Source organism: Pseudomonas sp. TS_SC_3 (assembly GCF_056156225.1).
The window spans coordinates 2,216,785-2,232,150 of sequence record NZ_CM149586.1 but is presented as its reverse complement, the minus strand read 5'-3'; the positions used below and the strand labels follow the sequence as shown (position 1 = coordinate 2,232,150).

General features: G+C 60.1%; 15 protein-coding genes. 8 read left to right on the top strand and 7 right to left on the bottom strand.

Going from position 1 to position 15,366, the window contains the following annotated elements:
* Nucleotides 1–35: 35 nt before the first annotated feature.
* The 4 genes from AC0J6G_RS10790 (at nt 36) to AC0J6G_RS10775 (ending at nt 4,565) form a co-directional block, all read left to right on the top strand.
* Entirely contained in the window at nt 36–470 is a 435-nt protein-coding gene (locus tag AC0J6G_RS10790; RefSeq protein WP_475247601.1) for a MarR family transcriptional regulator, read from the top strand.
* Nucleotides 470–1,873, top strand: coding sequence for a DHA2 family efflux MFS transporter permease subunit (locus AC0J6G_RS10785; protein WP_475247599.1), 1,404 nt, complete (start codon nt 470–472; stop codon nt 1,871–1,873). Before AC0J6G_RS10790 ends, AC0J6G_RS10785 begins: the two co-directional genes overlap by 1 nt.
* Nucleotides 1,874–2,094: 221 nt before the next feature.
* The gene (locus AC0J6G_RS10780; RefSeq protein WP_475247597.1) at nt 2,095–4,158 is read left to right on the top strand and encodes a motility hub landmark protein FimV; all 2,064 of its coding nucleotides are present in this window, start codon (nt 2,095–2,097) and stop codon (nt 4,156–4,158) included.
* A 113-nt stretch (nt 4,159–4,271) separates the two neighbouring features.
* Nucleotides 4,272–4,565: an Rdx family protein gene (locus AC0J6G_RS10775; protein WP_475247595.1), complete on the top strand. Its 294-nt coding sequence runs from the start codon at nt 4,272–4,274 to the stop codon at nt 4,563–4,565.
* A gap of 21 nt (nt 4,566–4,586) precedes the next feature.
* Here the strand turns inward: AC0J6G_RS10775 and AC0J6G_RS10770 are convergent, their stop codons facing one another.
* The 3 genes from AC0J6G_RS10770 to AC0J6G_RS10760 all read right to left on the bottom strand — a co-directional run bounded on the left by AC0J6G_RS10770 (nt 4,587) and on the right by AC0J6G_RS10760 (nt 6,605).
* Nucleotides 4,587–5,438, bottom strand: a complete 852-nt coding sequence (locus AC0J6G_RS10770; protein WP_475247593.1) for a DMT family transporter — start codon at nt 5,436–5,438, stop codon at nt 4,587–4,589.
* A complete protein-coding gene (locus AC0J6G_RS10765) occupies nt 5,435–5,770 on the bottom strand; it encodes a tRNA-binding protein (protein ID WP_475247591.1) in 336 nt (111 codons plus the stop codon). Before AC0J6G_RS10765 ends, AC0J6G_RS10770 begins: the two co-directional genes overlap by 4 nt.
* An 82-nt stretch (nt 5,771–5,852) precedes the next feature.
* Nucleotides 5,853–6,605, bottom strand: a complete 753-nt coding sequence (locus AC0J6G_RS10760; RefSeq protein WP_475247589.1) for an AraC family transcriptional regulator — start codon at nt 6,603–6,605, stop codon at nt 5,853–5,855.
* Nucleotides 6,606–6,739: 134 nt separating this feature from the next.
* On the opposite strand from AC0J6G_RS10760, the gene AC0J6G_RS10755 reads away from it, so the two are divergent.
* Together AC0J6G_RS10755 and AC0J6G_RS10750 are read left to right on the top strand one after the other, a co-directional pair.
* Nucleotides 6,740–7,558: a UDP-2,3-diacylglucosamine diphosphatase gene (locus AC0J6G_RS10755; protein ID WP_475247587.1), complete on the top strand. Its 819-nt coding sequence runs from the start codon at nt 6,740–6,742 to the stop codon at nt 7,556–7,558.
* Nucleotides 7,555–8,583 carry a glycosyltransferase family 4 protein gene (locus AC0J6G_RS10750; RefSeq protein WP_475247585.1) on the top strand — a complete coding sequence of 343 codons (1,029 nt, stop codon included), beginning with the start codon at nt 7,555–7,557 and terminating at the stop codon, nt 8,581–8,583. Before AC0J6G_RS10755 ends, AC0J6G_RS10750 begins: the two co-directional genes overlap by 4 nt.
* Here the strand turns inward: AC0J6G_RS10750 and AC0J6G_RS10745 are convergent.
* Both AC0J6G_RS10745 and AC0J6G_RS10740 read right to left on the bottom strand, forming a co-directional pair.
* The gene (locus tag AC0J6G_RS10745) at nt 8,576–9,964 is read right to left on the bottom strand and encodes an adenylate/guanylate cyclase domain-containing protein (protein ID WP_475247583.1); all 1,389 of its coding nucleotides are present in this window, start codon (nt 9,962–9,964) and stop codon (nt 8,576–8,578) included. The two genes, AC0J6G_RS10750 and AC0J6G_RS10745, sit on opposite strands and share 8 nt — an antisense overlap.
* Before the next feature lie 220 nt (nt 9,965–10,184).
* Nucleotides 10,185–10,502, bottom strand: coding sequence for an Mpo1-like protein (locus tag AC0J6G_RS10740; protein WP_475247581.1), 318 nt, complete (start codon nt 10,500–10,502; stop codon nt 10,185–10,187).
* Between the two features lie 141 nt (nt 10,503–10,643).
* Here AC0J6G_RS10740 and AC0J6G_RS10735 point away from each other — a divergent pair, with 141 nt between their 5' ends.
* Nucleotides 10,644–11,645: an AraC family transcriptional regulator gene (locus AC0J6G_RS10735; protein ID WP_475247579.1), complete on the top strand. Its 1,002-nt coding sequence runs from the start codon at nt 10,644–10,646 to the stop codon at nt 11,643–11,645.
* Nucleotides 11,646–11,817: 172 nt separating this feature from the next.
* Here the strand turns inward: AC0J6G_RS10735 and AC0J6G_RS10730 are convergent, their stop codons facing one another.
* Together AC0J6G_RS10730 and AC0J6G_RS10725 are read right to left on the bottom strand one after the other, a co-directional pair.
* Entirely contained in the window at nt 11,818–13,272 is a 1,455-nt protein-coding gene (locus AC0J6G_RS10730; RefSeq protein WP_475247578.1) for a TrkH family potassium uptake protein, read from the bottom strand.
* Between the two features lie 76 nt (nt 13,273–13,348).
* Nucleotides 13,349–14,803, bottom strand: a complete 1,455-nt coding sequence (locus AC0J6G_RS10725) for a TrkH family potassium uptake protein (protein ID WP_475247577.1) — start codon at nt 14,801–14,803, stop codon at nt 13,349–13,351.
* A 153-nt stretch (nt 14,804–14,956) separates the two neighbouring features.
* Here AC0J6G_RS10725 and AC0J6G_RS10720 point away from each other — a divergent pair, with 153 nt between their 5' ends.
* Complete coding sequence (locus AC0J6G_RS10720; RefSeq protein ID WP_475247576.1) at nt 14,957–15,328, top strand: YkgJ family cysteine cluster protein; 372 nt, start codon at nt 14,957–14,959, stop codon at nt 15,326–15,328.
* Nucleotides 15,329–15,366: the final 38 nt, after the last annotated feature.

The window sequence follows — 15,366 nt, the reverse complement described above, 5'->3', positions numbered from 1 at the left end:
AATAATTAGTTTTTTATAGTTAAGAGTCGTTGTCCATGTCACTTACAGATCAACATCGTTTTGCCATGCAAGTTGCACAACTCTCTCGCTCCTGGCGCGCTGAACTGGACCGCCGTCTGGTTGATCTTGGGCTTTCTCAGGCCCGTTGGCTGGTGCTGCTGCATTTGGGGCGCTTTGCGGAACTACCCACCCAGCGCGAGTTAGCGCAAAGCGTCGGCGTTGAAGGGCCGACCCTGGCGCGGTTGCTCGACAGCCTGGAAGCGCAGGGGTTGGTCAGCCGTCAGGCCGTGCCAGAAGACCGTCGGGCGAAGAAAATTGCTCTCAGCCCTGAGGCTCGCCCACTGATTGAAAAAATCGAAGCCATCTCCGCGCAACTGCGCCAAGAAGTGTTCGCCGGCATCGATGAAGACGAGCTGCGTCGCTGCCAGAAGGTTCATGCCCAGGTGTTGAGTAACCTGGAAAAACGCTGATGCGTGATGACCTGCAAGCCTTGCAGCAGCGCTTCGGGCCGCGTTACCCACAGTGGCTGCTGACAGTGTTGATGGTCGGCAGCATGGCTATGGTGTTGGCCTCGACCAGCATCAACGTCGCCTTGCCGGCAATCATGGCGGACTTCGCCATCGGCCGGCCGTTGGCGCAGTGGTTGTCCACCGGCTTTCTTGCCGCCATGACGGCGGGCTTGCTGTTAGCCGCATGGGCTCAGGCGCGGTTTGGTGCCAGGCGCACGGCGCAATCCGGCCTGCTGCTGTTTATCCTCAGTTCATTGTTGGCGCTGGTTGCAGACGCGGCCTGGCAGCTGATTGCCCTGCGCATCGTGCAGGGGTTGTGCGCAGGGATTGTGCAGCCGTTGGCCATGGTGCTGATTTTTCGCGTGTTCGCCGATGGCGGCCGGGGGATGGCGCTGGGCATCTATGGCCTGGGGGTGATGCTGGCGCCGTCGCTCGGGCCGGGCATCGGTGGTTATCTGGTTGATCATTTTGGCTGGGCATCGATCTTCTGGATGCCGCTGCCCATGTGCCTGTTGGTGATGCTGGCCGGGCAATGGTTGTTGCCCAATGAGCGGCAGCAAGATGCGCCGTCATTGGATATCTGGGCCTTCACCTGGTTATGTGTGGCGATATTCGCTGCGTTGGGGGCTCTGGCTGAAGCGCAGCGCTTCAGTTGGACGCTGCCAAGGGTCTGGTTGCCGGGCTGTTTGGCGCTGGTGGCGGGGGGGGCATTTATTCTGCGTTGCCGGCGCGCCGTTAAGCCGCTGCTGCCGTTGGCGCTGTGGCGACATGCTGGATTTCGCAGTGCCAGTTGGGTCGCGTTGACGCTCGGAGTCGGCCTGTACGGCTCGACCTACCTGATCCCGTTGTACCTGCAAACCGTTGAAGGGTTCAGCGCCGGGCGTGCGGGCATGCTGCTGTTGCCTGCGGGCCTGTTGATGGGCATGGCGTCGTTTGTTGGCGGCTGGCTGAGTGACCGGCTTTCGGCGGCGGTGCTGCTAAGTGCCGGCCTGCTGATCTTTACCTTATCGTCGGCAGGGCTGGCCTGGGTTGAGCAAGGGGCCTCATTTCTAGTGTTGTGTTTTTGGGCCAGTGTCGGTCGCATCGGCCTGGGCATTCTGTTGCCGGCCTTGAGCACTGGCTCGCTGGATATCCTCAGCCCCGAAGAGCTCGCTCAAGGGGCTGGCGCCATCACCTTTGTTCGGCAGTTGGGTGGCGCCTTTGGGGTCAATCTGTTGACCTTCTTTCTGGAGTGGCGCCATGGCGCAGAAGGCGGCGATCACTGGGCTGAAATGCTCGCCTTTAAACAGAGCTTCTGGCTAGTGGCGGCGGTCTTTGCGGTCACGGTATTGGCGGCCTGGGGCGTTAAGTCGACAAGGCATTGAAGGTTAAATGGTCGTGTGACGAAGTTGTCATTTTCTTGACTGCAAGCCTATGCTTGCACCTGTGCTGGCTTTTTGCCAATCGCCATGTACCCGCCGGGTTAAGCACGGAGCGCCCTTCCCACGGCATTTTTGCCGACTTCTATACTTGCGTGGCGCACACAGCGTCTGTGATGAGTGTTAAGTGGCGAGCGTGCAGGGGCGGATTCACCGGGAGCATTTTTATGGCAAAAGTTCGTCAATTACTGATTGGTCTGGCATCGAGTTCTGCCCTGTATTCGGGGCTGGTTCCTGCACTTGGTTTGGGTGAAATAACCCTGCATTCGGCGCTTAGTCAGCCGCTGGATGCCGAAATCGAATTGTTTGATGTGGGCGACCTGAGCGACGCCGACATGCGCGTGCGCCTGGCGCCCGCTGATGTATTTAGCCGCTCTGGTGTTGAGCGGCTGTACTTCTTTAATGACCTGCGCTTCATCCCCTTACTGCGGGGCGGCAAAAGTGTGATTCGCGTGGTCTCGACTCAGGCCGTGCGTGAGCCTTATCTGAACTTCATCGTTGAGGTGGCCCGTCCTAGCGGCACGTTGTACCGCGAGTACACCGTGCTGCTCGATCCACCCAGCTCAACTGCTTATCGCCCCGAGGCTGCCCAAGCTGTAGCCGCGCCGGCTAAACCGAGCGCCCCGACTGCCGAGCCGACTCGCCCGGTCGTATTACCGGCGGCGCAACAAGGCAAGAGTTACAGCGTGGTCAGTGGCGACAGCTTGTGGACGATTGCTAAACGTCTAACGGCCGATAGCGGGCAGGCGCCTCAGGCGCTGATAAACGACATCCACGCACTCAATCCGCAGGCCTTTATCAATGGCGATATCAATCGCCTGCGTGCTGGCGCGCAATTGTTATTGCCTGACCGCATCGCCAGCGTGCCGTCGACAGCTAGCGCCCCTAGCTCCGCGTCTAATGCCACGCCTGTTAGTGCGCCGGCTGTGGCGGAAGGATTTTTGCAGATAGTCGATGACTCAGAGGCCACGCCCGAAGCTAATGCAGACGTGCCGGTTGAGGTGTTGATTGAGGAGCAGGCCCGTGTCGAGCAGGAGCTGGCCATGCAAACAGCTGAGAGCTTGCAGCTGCAGCAAAACCTGGCGCAACTGAGCCTGCAGGTACAGCAGTTGCAAGAGCAAATGAGCACCCGTGATCAGCAGATTGCCGATCTACAAGCTGAGCTGGCGGCCGGTCGTGCGAGGGCTGAGGCTACAGTGGCCCCTGCAGCGGTGGCGGTTAATCCGCCGGTAGAGGCGCAGTCAGGTAACAGTTGGTTGGCGATTCTCAGCGGCTTGCTGGTGCTGCTGCTCGCAGCGGTGGCCGGTTTGATCTGGCGCGGCAAAAAGCCGGCTGCGGCAACGCCTGCAGCGCCGGCGCGTGAGCCCGAGGCGCGCAGCGTTGTCTTGGCTGAACCTGCGGTTACCGTTGCCCGCCGTGCGCCTGATGCAGTTAGTGCCGGCCCGGTATGGCCAGCAGCGGGTGAAGATGCTCTGCAAAGCGCCAACGTTTACATTGCCTACGGGCGCTTGAGCGAGGCGGCCAGTACTTTACGTGAGGCCTGGCAAGCCCAGCCCCAGCGCAGTGATATTGGTTTTAGGCTGCTTGAAGTATTGGCTTTGTTGGGTGATGCCCAGGGCTTTAGCACCTACGAGCCGCAAGTGCGTGCAGCGGGTTTTGCCCCAGCGCGTATTGATGGGCTGAAGGCGCGGCATGCCGAGCTGTTCAATGTGCCAGCCGTTAACTCGGTTGATGAGAGCCAGCTGCTGGATGACGCCGTGCTGCAGCTCGACGAGGTTGAACTGCAGGCGTTTGAGCCAGCCGTCCCTGAGGGCCAGCTCAATCTGGATGAAATGTCTCTGGATGCCGACTGGGATCTGGTCAGCCCCTTTGCCCCCGCGGCTAAAAGCAAGCCTGAGAGCGCTGCCGCAGGTAAGCAGCATGGCTCGGATGTGTTCGAGTTGTCAGCGGGGCGTGATGCGCGCAGTCCATTTGCCGAGTCAATGTTGGTGGAGGAGGCGCATGACGATTGGGGCAATACAGAACTAAACGTAGAGTTTCTCGATGACCTCGATGATGACCTTGATCAACTGGCCGGCAGCCGCGACAACCTCACCAAGTTGAACATGGCCCTGACCTACATTGAGCAGGGGAGCCTGGACAGTGCTTGCCTGATTCTTAATGAGGTGATCAACGAAGGTGATGAGCAGCAGAAGCAACAGGCGCGTCAGCTACTGGCCCAAATCGCCTGATTGAAACACCGCAGATCAGCGCCCGCATGCCTCCGGTATGCGGGCGTTTTTGTGATGCCGAGCCAAGGTGCTGGCGCGTTATCATCGCGGTTTAATTTGCCGCGAGCCTGCCAATGCCCAACCCCAACCCCAACCCCAAAGCCGAAGTGGTCATCACCTACTGCACCCAATGCCTGTGGTTACTGCGTGCTGCCTGGTTGGCTCAGGAGTTGCTGTCGAGCTTTAGCGATGATCTGTCTAGGGTCAGCCTGGAGCCGGGCACTGGCGGTGTGTTCCGTATTACTTGCGACGGCGTGCAGCTCTGGGAGCGCAAGGCCGATGGCGGCTTTCCCGAGGCGAAGATACTCAAACAGCGGCTACGTGACCAGATCGACCCGGCCAGGGACCTGGGCCACAACGACCGCTAAGCGTTTTAAGAAGCGCTGGGATCACTTGGCCAGGCGCGCCGAAAGAAAGATCGCGCTCACAATCAGCAGGCCGCCGGCCAGCATGCGCAGCGTTGGCACCTCACTGAACAGCATCCAGGCGAAGGCAATCCCGTAAATCGGTTCGAGGGCGAAAATCACTGCTGTTGTGCGCGCCTTGAGCACCCGTAGGCTCGCTACGAACAAGCTGTGCGCCAGGCCGGTACAGAAAATTCCCAGCATCGCCATCCACAGCCAATCCTGTGCCTGCACGCTGGGCAGGGCCGGCCAGGCCAGCGGGGTAAACACCAGCAATACGGCCAGGTTTTGGTACAGCGCCGCTTGCACCGGCTCTATGCCGCGCGTGCTGGCGCGATTGAGCAACGACAACAAGGCAAACAACAAACCCGACAGCACCGCCCACAGCAGACCGGCGGTGGCTTGGCTGGCGAGGTCGAAGTCCGGTGTGACCAACACCAAGCCCAGGCACACCAGCACCACCATGGCGTACTCCAGCGGCCGGGTGCGCTCACGGAACAGCACGCCTTCGAGCAGTACAGTAAAGGCAGGGAAGCTGGCAAAACCGAGGGTGGCGATGGCCACGCCGGAAATCTGCACGGCCTCGAAAAAGCTCCACCAGTGACCGCCGAGCAGCAGGCCGCCTAAAGCCAGCAAGCTACTTTGGCGCAGGCTGAGCTGCACTAAGCGAACTTTGCTGAGCAGTGTGGCGAACATCAGCAACGCGATGACAGCGAACAGGGCGCGACCCGCCGAAATCATCTGAGGCGTGGTGTTGGCCAGCTTGCCGAAGATCCCCGACAGGCCAAACAGCAGGGCCCCAAGATGGATAGCCCAGAGTGCATTGCGCTGATTCATGCCAGGCGCGCGCCGTTGGGCAGCGGTCTCTCGAAGCCGGCCAGTACCACCTTGTTCTCGGCGTCATACACCCCGGTTACCAGTACTTCGGAGCGCACACCCGCAATGCGCTTGGCAGCAAAGTTGCACACGCAGAGCACCTGGCGACCCAGGAGTTGCGCGCCGCCGGAGTGGTCGATGAGCTGGGCGCTGGAGTATTTGATGCCCAGCTCGCCCAGATCAACCTGCAGGGCATAGGCCGGTTTCTTGGCTTTTTCGTTGAGTCCGGCGGACAGCACCGTACTTACCCGCAGCTCAACGCGCTGAACGTCTTCCCATTCGATTTGTGGCATGCCACGGCTCCTCACACTGATGCCTGCAGTCTAGGGCGCGGTCGAGCAGAAGTCTGTCGCAGGGCTTGCGGCAGTTGTCGCGTTACTCGCGGCGCAGGCGCAGGGCGCGCGCGGACAGGCCAAACTGGCGAGTGAGCGCGGCCGTAAAGGCGCTCTGTGAGCTGTAGCCAACCCGTGCCGCGATCTCACCAATTGCCAGGGTGCTGCTCTGCAAAAGCTGACGTGCCAACTGCAGGCGACGCTGGCGCACATAGTCCATGGGCGTTTGCCCGGTTTCGCTGAGAAAGCGCACGTGAAAGCGAGCCACTGACAGCCCGGCCAAGCGTGCTAAATCCGCCACCTGCAGCGGATGCGCGGCGTGCAGGTCAATATGCGTATCCAGCGCTGCCAGCGGTAGGGCAGTACCCTCATGTGCGGGTGTATCGGCACAGGCCAGGCTGACCAGCAGCAATGCGGCACCCTGCTGGGCAAGCACCGGGTCGTTGATCGGGCTGGCCGCCAACCAGTTGACCAGCTGGCTTTGCGCAAGGTTAAGGCTGAGCGCAGCAGGTTTTTCCAGCAGGCGGCGGGTGGCATCCAGGTGCCGACCCAGCTGCTGTTGCAGCCAATGCTCTGAGGGCACATCCAGCACCAAGCACTGGCTGCCGCGCCTGCTGCCACAGGCGTGTTGCGCGGCGCTGGGGACCACGGCCAAGGTCTGCCGCGTGACTTGGCTGCCATGTCCGGCAATCTCGAAATCCAGCTGCCCACTGAGGCCAAAAACCAGTTGTGCATGGTCGTGGCTGTGGGTGATCAGTTCATGGCTGTAATGACGCAGCGACAACAGCGAGGGCATGGTGAATTCCTTGTTCAGGCCGGCAAGTTTACCTGCAGTGTGTGGCGGCGGTCTGTCATTGAACTGCCACGTGCCGGTCATGGGCAATTCACCGCGGCTGCGCAGACTCGAGCAAACCCAGCCGGAGGTCGTCTATGACCAGCGCTCAGCTCGCCAAGCCCAGCCGCAAGCAACGTGTCCGTACTCTGTGGATTTCTGATGTGCACTTGGGCACGCGCGATTGTCAGGCCGAACACCTGGCGGCGTTTCTCAAACGTTATCAGACTGACAAAATTTATCTGGTCGGCGACATCATCGACGGTTGGAAGCTGCGCAGCGGGGTGTATTGGCCGCAGGCGCACAGCAACGTGATCCGCCGCCTGCTGACCATGAGCAAGCGCGGCACCGAGGTGATCTACGTCACCGGTAACCATGACGAATTTCTGCGCCGTTACTCCAGCCTGATGCTCGGCAACCTGCAGTTGGTTGACGAGGCGGAGCACATCACCGCCGATGGCCGTCGCCTGCTGGTGATTCACGGTGACCAGTTTGACGTGATCACCCGTTACCACCGCTGGTTGGCCTTCCTTGGCGACTCGGCCTATGGCTTCACCCTCATTCTGAACCGCTGGTTGAATTACTGGCGCCGCCGCTATGGCTACGGTTATTGGTCGCTGTCGGCGTACCTCAAGCACAAGGTCAAAAGCGCGGTGAGTTTCATCAGTGACTTTGAAGAGGCCATCGTTCATGAATGTGCCAAGCGCGGCTTCAATGGCGTGATCTGTGGGCATATTCACCATGCTGAAATCCGCCCGATGGGTGATGTCGAGTACATGAATTGCGGTGACTGGGTGGAGTCCTGCACGGCGTTGATTGAACACCTGGATGGCACGATTGAGCTGTATCGCCTGGCCGATGATCAGGCGCGTCAGCGGCAAACAGCGTCGCTGGCCGCCGTCGAGACTGCCCTGTGAGGATTTTGATTGTTTCTGACGCCTGGTCGCCGCAGGTCAATGGTGTGGTGACCAGCCTGCAAGCGTTGATCAGCGAGCTGCGCGGTTTGGGGCATCAGGTCAAATTGCTCTCACCCGCAGATTTTCGGGCGCTGCCGTGCCCAAGCTACCCGGAAATCCCGCTGGCGTGGAACCTGTGGCGCGTTGGTCCGGCCATCCGTGCCTTTCAGCCGGACTGCGTGCATCTGGCCACCGAAGGCCCGCTGGGTTGGGCGGCCAGACGCTGGCTGAGCAAGCGCGGCCTGGCATTTTCCAGTGCCATCCACACGCGCTTTCCCGAATACGTGCACACCCGCTGGCCCTGGGTGCCACTGCGTTGGGGCTATGTCTTTTTGCGAGTGTTTCACCGGCCGAGTCAGGCGGTGCTGGTGACCACCGAGCGCATGCGCGACGAGTTTGCCGGCTGGGGCTTTAAGCGCCTGGTGCTCTGGCGCAAGGGCGTTAATACCCAGCTGTTTCGCCCAGCCGTGACGCCGCCGAGCGTGGGTGAGCCGGTATTTTTGTATGTCGGGCGCATTGCCCCCGAAAAGAACGTTGAGGCGTTTCTCGCGCTTGATCTGCCGGGGGAGAAGCGTGTGGTCGGTGACGGCCCGCAGCGTGAAGCGTTGCAGGCGGCCTACCCGCAGGTGCGCTTTCTCGGCTACCAACATGGTCAGGCCTTGGCTGAGGCATTTCAGCGCGCCAGCGTGCTGGTATTCCCCTCGCGCACCGATACCTACGGTTTGGTGATGCTTGAAGCCCTGGCCTGCGGCACGCCGGTGGCGGCGTTCCCGGTGGCCGGCCCGCTGGATGTGCTGCAGGCGGGGGTAAGTGGGGCGTTGGATGATGACTTGCGCATGGCTTGCCTGGCGGCGTTGACGCTGGATCGTACGCAATGCGCGCAGTGGGCGGCGCGGCAATCCTGGCGCGCATCAGCGCTGGAGTTTCTCGGCCAACAGCCGCTGCTCGACGGTGAGCGCTGTATGCCGGCTCAGGTTGTTACATGATCACCTTGTCACGCAGCTTATCGGCCGCCTGACTGAGGGCCTGGATAACCTTTTCCTTGTCGAAGTTCTGGATGCCGTTGGTGTCCAGGTACATGGAAAAACCCGGCAGCTCATGCTCGACATAGCTGGAGGTAGCGCCCAGGTCGCGGCGGAAATCCACCACCTGGTAAATCTGCACCGGGCGGGTAAAGCCCTTGACGGTGATCTGGCCCTTGTCGCGGCACATGATCACATCCTTGACCAGCGAATAGGTCTCGTGGGAAATCAGAATCTCACCGGATTCAGCGGCGCTTTCCAGGCGGCTGGCGAGGTTTACGTCGCGGCCGATGATGGTGTAATCCATGCGCGTATCGGCGCCGAAGTTGCCCACCGTGCAGTAACCGGTGTTGAGCCCCATACGGATTTCCAGCGGCTTGGTAATGCCCTGGGCGCGCCACTGTTGGCGCAGCACTTTCATGTGCTTGCGCATGGCGATGGCCATGGACACGGCATTCACCGCATCCTTCTTCGCGCCTTTGCTAGCGGGGTCACCGAAGAACACCATCACACAGTCACCGACAAACTTGTCGATGGTGCCGCCGTATTTCAGGCAGATTTTCGACATCTCGTTAAGGTAGGTGTTGAGCAGGTCAGTCAGGGCCTCCGCCTCCAGCTCTTCAGACAGCTCGGTAAACCCCTTGATGTCGGAGAAAAACACCGTGAGTTTCTTGCGCTGGGTCTCCAGGCGCACGCTCTTCTTGCCGGTGAAAATCGATTCCCATACTTGCGGCGACAGGTATTTGGCCAGGTTGCGTGCCAGGCGTGCGGCTTTTTCCTGCTCGCGGCTGATATCGCTGCGCACTTGTGCCAGGCGCAGGCCCTGCTGGTGAACAAGGTAGGCGGTAATACCGATATAAAGCGTGGTAAAGGCGATGCTGGTCAGCGCAACCAGCGCGGGTGAGTGGATGTTTGGCGTAATGTCAGCCAGGGCGAAGGTAAACACGGCACTGCTAAAGGCGATTAAGAGCGCCAGCCCGAGGTAGCGCAGGCCGCCGATGACCAAGGCGCTGAAAATCATGATCAGCAGCGCCATCAAACAGGGCACCACGGAAAATCCGAGCAATGTAACGACGGCGCCACAGTGCACGGCATCCAGAAATAGCAGGCTCAGGTTGGTGCGCTGCGGGTGGTCACGCTTAAAACGCAGACTCAGGTGGTGCGCCAAATGCGGGTAGAGCAGGGCGTAGGGCACCATCCAGAGAATGTCATAACCAAAATGCTGAGTGTAGGTGCCGGCGGCAATGCTGGCGGCGACGGCGATGTAGGCCAGAACACGTGAGTAATACTCACGCAGTGGCGGTGCCGGCAATGCGGGAAGTTGCTGAGAGCTTTTCACATTCATGCGTTGGAACAATCCCTACTGCTCGTCTGGCACCTCTGCAGGGTGCCTGGCTGGCGCAGCAAGTCGGCTGCGCAAAATAACGTGGGATCATAACCAAGCCCGCCGCTACCGCCAAGCGCACACGGGCAAAGGCTGCGCCAGCCGAGTCAGCGGTTGCGCAGGGGCTGGCGCTAGAGGACTTCGCGCGATCACGGATGGCTATCGGCTACCTAACCCGGTGCTAGAACTTGATGCGCCCGGTAAAGGCATCCTTGAGCATCACCCAGTCGCCCATCAGCGAGTAAAAGGGGTAATCGAAAGTGGCGGGGCGGTTTTTCTCGAATACGAAGTGGCCGACCCAAGCAAAGCCATAACCAACCACGGGGATTGCCAGCAGCCATAGCCACTGCTGCGTCAGCACGGCATAGGCAATTATCGCCAGTACCAGCAGGCTGCCGACATAGTGCAGGCGCCGGCAGGTGGCGTTGCTGTGTTCCTGCAGGTAATAGGGGTAGAACTCGGCGAAGCTGCTGAAGCGCTTGTTGGTTTCGGTGGTCATGAGTGCCTCCTGTTATTGTTGTGCGTGCCGCGCGGGCGGCTTGACCACAGTCTAGGCCGGCTGAGGTTCAGGCTCACTGACATTCAGCGCCAGTTTAGTATCCTTGCGCCGCCCCTTAGCCCTTACTAATAAGAACAAGTGATGAGCGAACGTACCACTTCATCCAGCTGGGCTTCGGCTATTGTCGCGGCCCTTGAGCTTGGCGAGGTAGATTGCCGCAGCCTGTTTACTCAGCTGGGGCTCGACTATGCCGCCTTGAGCGACGCCGATGCGCGCTTTGCCCAGGATGACATGACCCGTCTCTGGCACCTGGCGGTTGAGGCCTCTGGCAACCCGGCAATTGGCTTGAATATGGCAAAAATCCAGCGGCCGTCAGCGTTCAATGTGGTGGGCTACGCGGTGATGAGCAGCCGCAATCTGCAGGAAGGTTTTACCCGCCTGGTGCGCTATCAGCGAATTATCGCTGAGGGGGCTGATTTGGCTTTTCATCCAACGCCTGACGGCTATGAAATGGTTCTGGCGATTCATGGCGACCGCCTGCCCTCGGCGCGTCAAAGCGCTGAAGCGTCGTTGGCGCATTCATTGGCATTTTGCCGCTGGCTGACGGGTAAGCCGTTGCGTCCACGCCTGGTCAGCTTGATGGGGCAGGCACCGGAGAATCTGCAGCCCTACCAAGAGGTATTCCAATGCCCGCTGCAGTTCCATGCAGAGCAGCATGCGCTGTTGTTCGAGCGGGCGGATTTGGATGCGCCATTACCATCGGCCAACGAGGCGCTGGCGCAACTGCATGACCGTTTTGCCGGTGAATACCTGGCACGGTTTTCCGGCTCGCGGGTGACCCATCAGGTGCGTCAGGTGTTGTGTCGGCTGCTGCCGCAGGGGGAGCCTAAACGCGAAGCGATGGCGCAGGCGCTGTTGTTGTCTGAGCGCACCTTGCAGCGGCGTTTGCAGGATGAAGGCACCCGCTATCAGCACCTACTTGACGACACGCGCCGTGAGCTGGCGGGCCAGTACCTGGGGCAGGCTAACCTGACCTTGCTGGAAATCTCTTACCTGCTGGGTTTCTCCGACCCGAGCAACTTCTTTCGCGCCTTTCGCCGTTGGTTTGATACCACGCCGGGTGAGTACCGCGCGCGTCTTTAACTATGCATTGTGGTTTTCAGAATCTGTTTACGATCTTGCGAGCTAGAGCCGTGCAAGGCGAAAACAGGTGAGGAAGCGGAGTGTACTTTTGTACATGAGCATTCCGAGACGCCGCGTCCCGGCCTGTTTTTAACGCAGCAGGGCCGACGCGCAGCAGATCGTATATAGATTCTTAGTGTCGCCAGAAGGCAGGCAGCATAAGCACCAGCACGGTGAGAATCTCCAGGCGACCCAGCAGCATGCCAAAGGTCAGCAGCCATTTGGCGGTATCCGGCAAGCTGGAGAAATTGCCGGCTGGGCCGATGATCGGGCCCATGCCAGGGCCTACACCGGAGACGGTACTCGCCGCGCCGCTGAGTGCGGTGATCCAGTCAAGGCCGCACAGCGTCAGGCCCAGCGCCAAGACGGCGATGGTGATGGTGAAGAAGAATGAGAAGGTCAGAATCGAGCGGACAATATCTTCATCCAGGTTGTGGTGGTTGTATTGCTGCTTGATCACCGCACGCGGGTGGATCAGTTGCATCAAGTTGGCCCTCAGCAGCACATAAGCCACCTGAAAGCGGAAGATCTTCAAGCCGCCAGCGGTCGAGCCCGAGCAGCCGCCGATAAACCCCAGGTAGAAGAACAGCATGCCGGCAAAGCCGCCCCACAGGGTGTAATCACCGAGGGCAAAGCCGGTGGTGGTCATGATCGAGGTGGTGTTGAACGCCACATGGCGAATGGCTTCGAGCCAGTGCAGCTCGGTGCTCAGGTAATACCAGGTGCCAAGCAGCAGCCAGGTGCTGAGCAAAATCCCCAGGAAGCCGCGTACCTGCTGGTCCCTGATTAACGCTTTGTAGTTGCCGCGCAGCGTCGAGGCAAACAGCACAAAGGGCAAACTGCCAAGGATCATCAGCACGACGATGACCCAGTGCACCGCCGGCTCGGTCCACTTGCCAACCGATTGATCGGAGGTGGAAAACCCACCGGTGGCGATGGCCGACATGGTGTGGTTGATCGCGTCGAACACGCCCATGCCGGCAAACCACAGCGACAGGCAGCCAAGCAGGCTGATGCCTACATAAGCGGCGACCATGTATTTGGCGACCATGTGCGAGCGCGGCATGATCTTTTCGGAGCGATCCGATGATTCGGTCTGGAACAGGCGCATCCCGCCGATCCGCAGCATCGGCAAAATGGCCACGGCCATGGCGATAAAGCCGATACCGCCGAGCCAGTGCAGCAGCGAACGCCAGATCAGAATCCCCGGCGACATGCTGTCCAGCCCGGTCAGCACCGTAGCGCCGGTGGCGGTGATACCGGACATGCTTTCAAACACCGCATCAGTCATGCCCAGGTGCTGGGAGAACATAAAGGGCAGGGCGGCGAACAGCCCCACCAGTATCCAACTGGACACCGTCAGCAGGTACATGTCGCGTGGGCGCAGCTGCACATCCTTGGGCCGGCCTTGGGCAATCATGGCGATGCCGGCGATAAAGGTGATCAGGCTGGACCAGAGAAAGGCGTTGAGTTCGTCGGGCCGGTCAAACAACACCAGCGTCAGCATGGGCACGGCCATGCTGAGCGCCAGGGTCAGAAGAAAGATGCCATTGATAAAAGCGATGATCCGTAAGGTTGGCCAAGCCATCTAAGCGGGTTCCGTTGCAGTAAGAGCATGAGTCTAGGTTATCGGGCTTACTCGCTTGTCGCACCGCCGATTTCACTCAGTGGCGCCAGAACGCTCGGGTAAATAGCACCAGTACCGTAAGAATTTCCAAGCGCCCCAGTAACATGCCGATGGTCAGCAGCCATTTGGCGGCGTCCGGCAGGCTGGAGAAATTACCGGCAGGGCCGATGATCGGGCCCAAACCGGGGCCCACGTTACACACCGCCGTCGCCGCGCCGGTCAACGCCGTTACCCAGTCCAGGCCAAGCAAGGTCAGGCCAAGCGCGATGATGCCAATGGTGATGGTGAAGAAAAATGAAAAGGTGATCAGTGAGCGAACAATCTCTTCATCCAGGTTGTGGTTGTTGTACTGCTGCTTGATGACTGCGCGCGGGTGCACCAGTTGCTGCAGGTTGGCCCGCAGCAGCACATAGGCCACCTGAAAGCGAAAGATCTTCAGGCCGCCCGAGGTGGAGCCGGAGCAACCGCCGACAAAGGTCAGGTAAAAGAACAGCAGCACGGCGAAACTGCCCCAGGTGGTGTAGTCACCCAGGGCAAAGCCTGTGGTGGTGACCACCGAGGTGACGTTCACCGCAACGATGCGAAACGCATCCAGCCAGTTGTTATCCGAGTGCAGCCACAGCCAGGTGCCGAACACCAACCAAGTGGCCAACAGAAAGCCGAGAAAGCCGCGTACTTGATGGTCGCTGAACAGCGCTTTACGGTTGCCGCGCAGGGTGGCGACATACAGGGTAAAGGGCAGGCCACCGCAGATCATCAGCACCACGGCCACCCAATGCACAGCCGGCTGGCTCCAGTTGGCCAGCGATGAATCCGAGGTCGAGTAGCCGCCGGTCGAGATTGAGGTCATTGCATGGTTGATCGCATCGAAAGGCGTCATACCGGCCAGCCAAAAGCCGAGAAAGCCGATCAGGGTCAAGCTCAGGTAAATAAACAGAATGTACTTGGCCGCCATGTGTGAGCGCGGCATAACCTTTTCGCCCCAGTCAGAGGATTCGGTCTGGAACAGGCGCATGCCGCCGACCCGCAGCAGCGGCAGAATCGCCACTGCCATGCCGATAAAGCCGATACCACCCAGCCACTGCAGCATCGAGCGCCAGATCAGCAGCCCCGGCGAGGCCTTATCCAGCCCAACCAGAATGGTTGAGCCTGTAGTGGTCACGCCGGACATGGTTTCGAAGAAGGCATCGGTGTAGCTGATGTGCTGAATCAGCACCATCGGCAGGGCGGCGAAGATGCACACCACCAGCCAGCTGCCTGTGGTCAGCAGGTACATGTCGCGCGGGCGCAGCTGCGCTTCTTTTGGCCGCCCCGGAATCACCATGGCAATGCCTACGGCGGCGGTTACCAGGCTGGACCAGAGAAAGGCGTCGAGGTCGTCGGTGCGTGAATACAGCAGCAGCGTCAGCATGGGGATCAGCATGCTGACAGCCAGAGTGATGAGGAAGATGCCGAGAATAAAAGCAATGATGCGCAGTGTCGGCAATGACATGAAGTCGGCTCGGGCTTAGGTGGGCAAAGGGGCGTCATTCTACGCGCGCTGCAGCCGCTGTACAGTCGCCAAATGCGTGCTTTACAAGCGCTTGGCGCTGCATAAAATAGCCGCCCGGTGCCGGCCCTTGCCGGTCTCTGAGCGCGCCAAATCATGTCTGATAGCAATCCCTGTTTAAGTTGTGGCGCCTGCTGCGCGCATTTTCGTGTGTCATTTTTCTGGGGTGAGTGCCAATCGGCGGGTGGTGTGGTGCCCGACGATCAGGTGGTGCTGATCACCCCGCATCGCGTCGCCATGCGCGGCACTGAGACTAAACCCGTGCGCTGTACGGCCTTATTGGGGGACGTTGGCCAGGGTGTGCGCTGCACTTTGTATGAGCAGCGCTCCAGTACCTGCCGTGAATTCGAAGCCTCTTGGGTCAATGGTGAGCACAATCCGCAGTGCGATGCCGCGCGTAGCGCATACGGTTTGCCGCCGTTGATGCCACCCCTGTCGCCGAGTGTTTCTCCTGACCGGGTGGCCTGAGCTCTTACTCACGGTTGTCCGCACCTGGCATGCAGGCA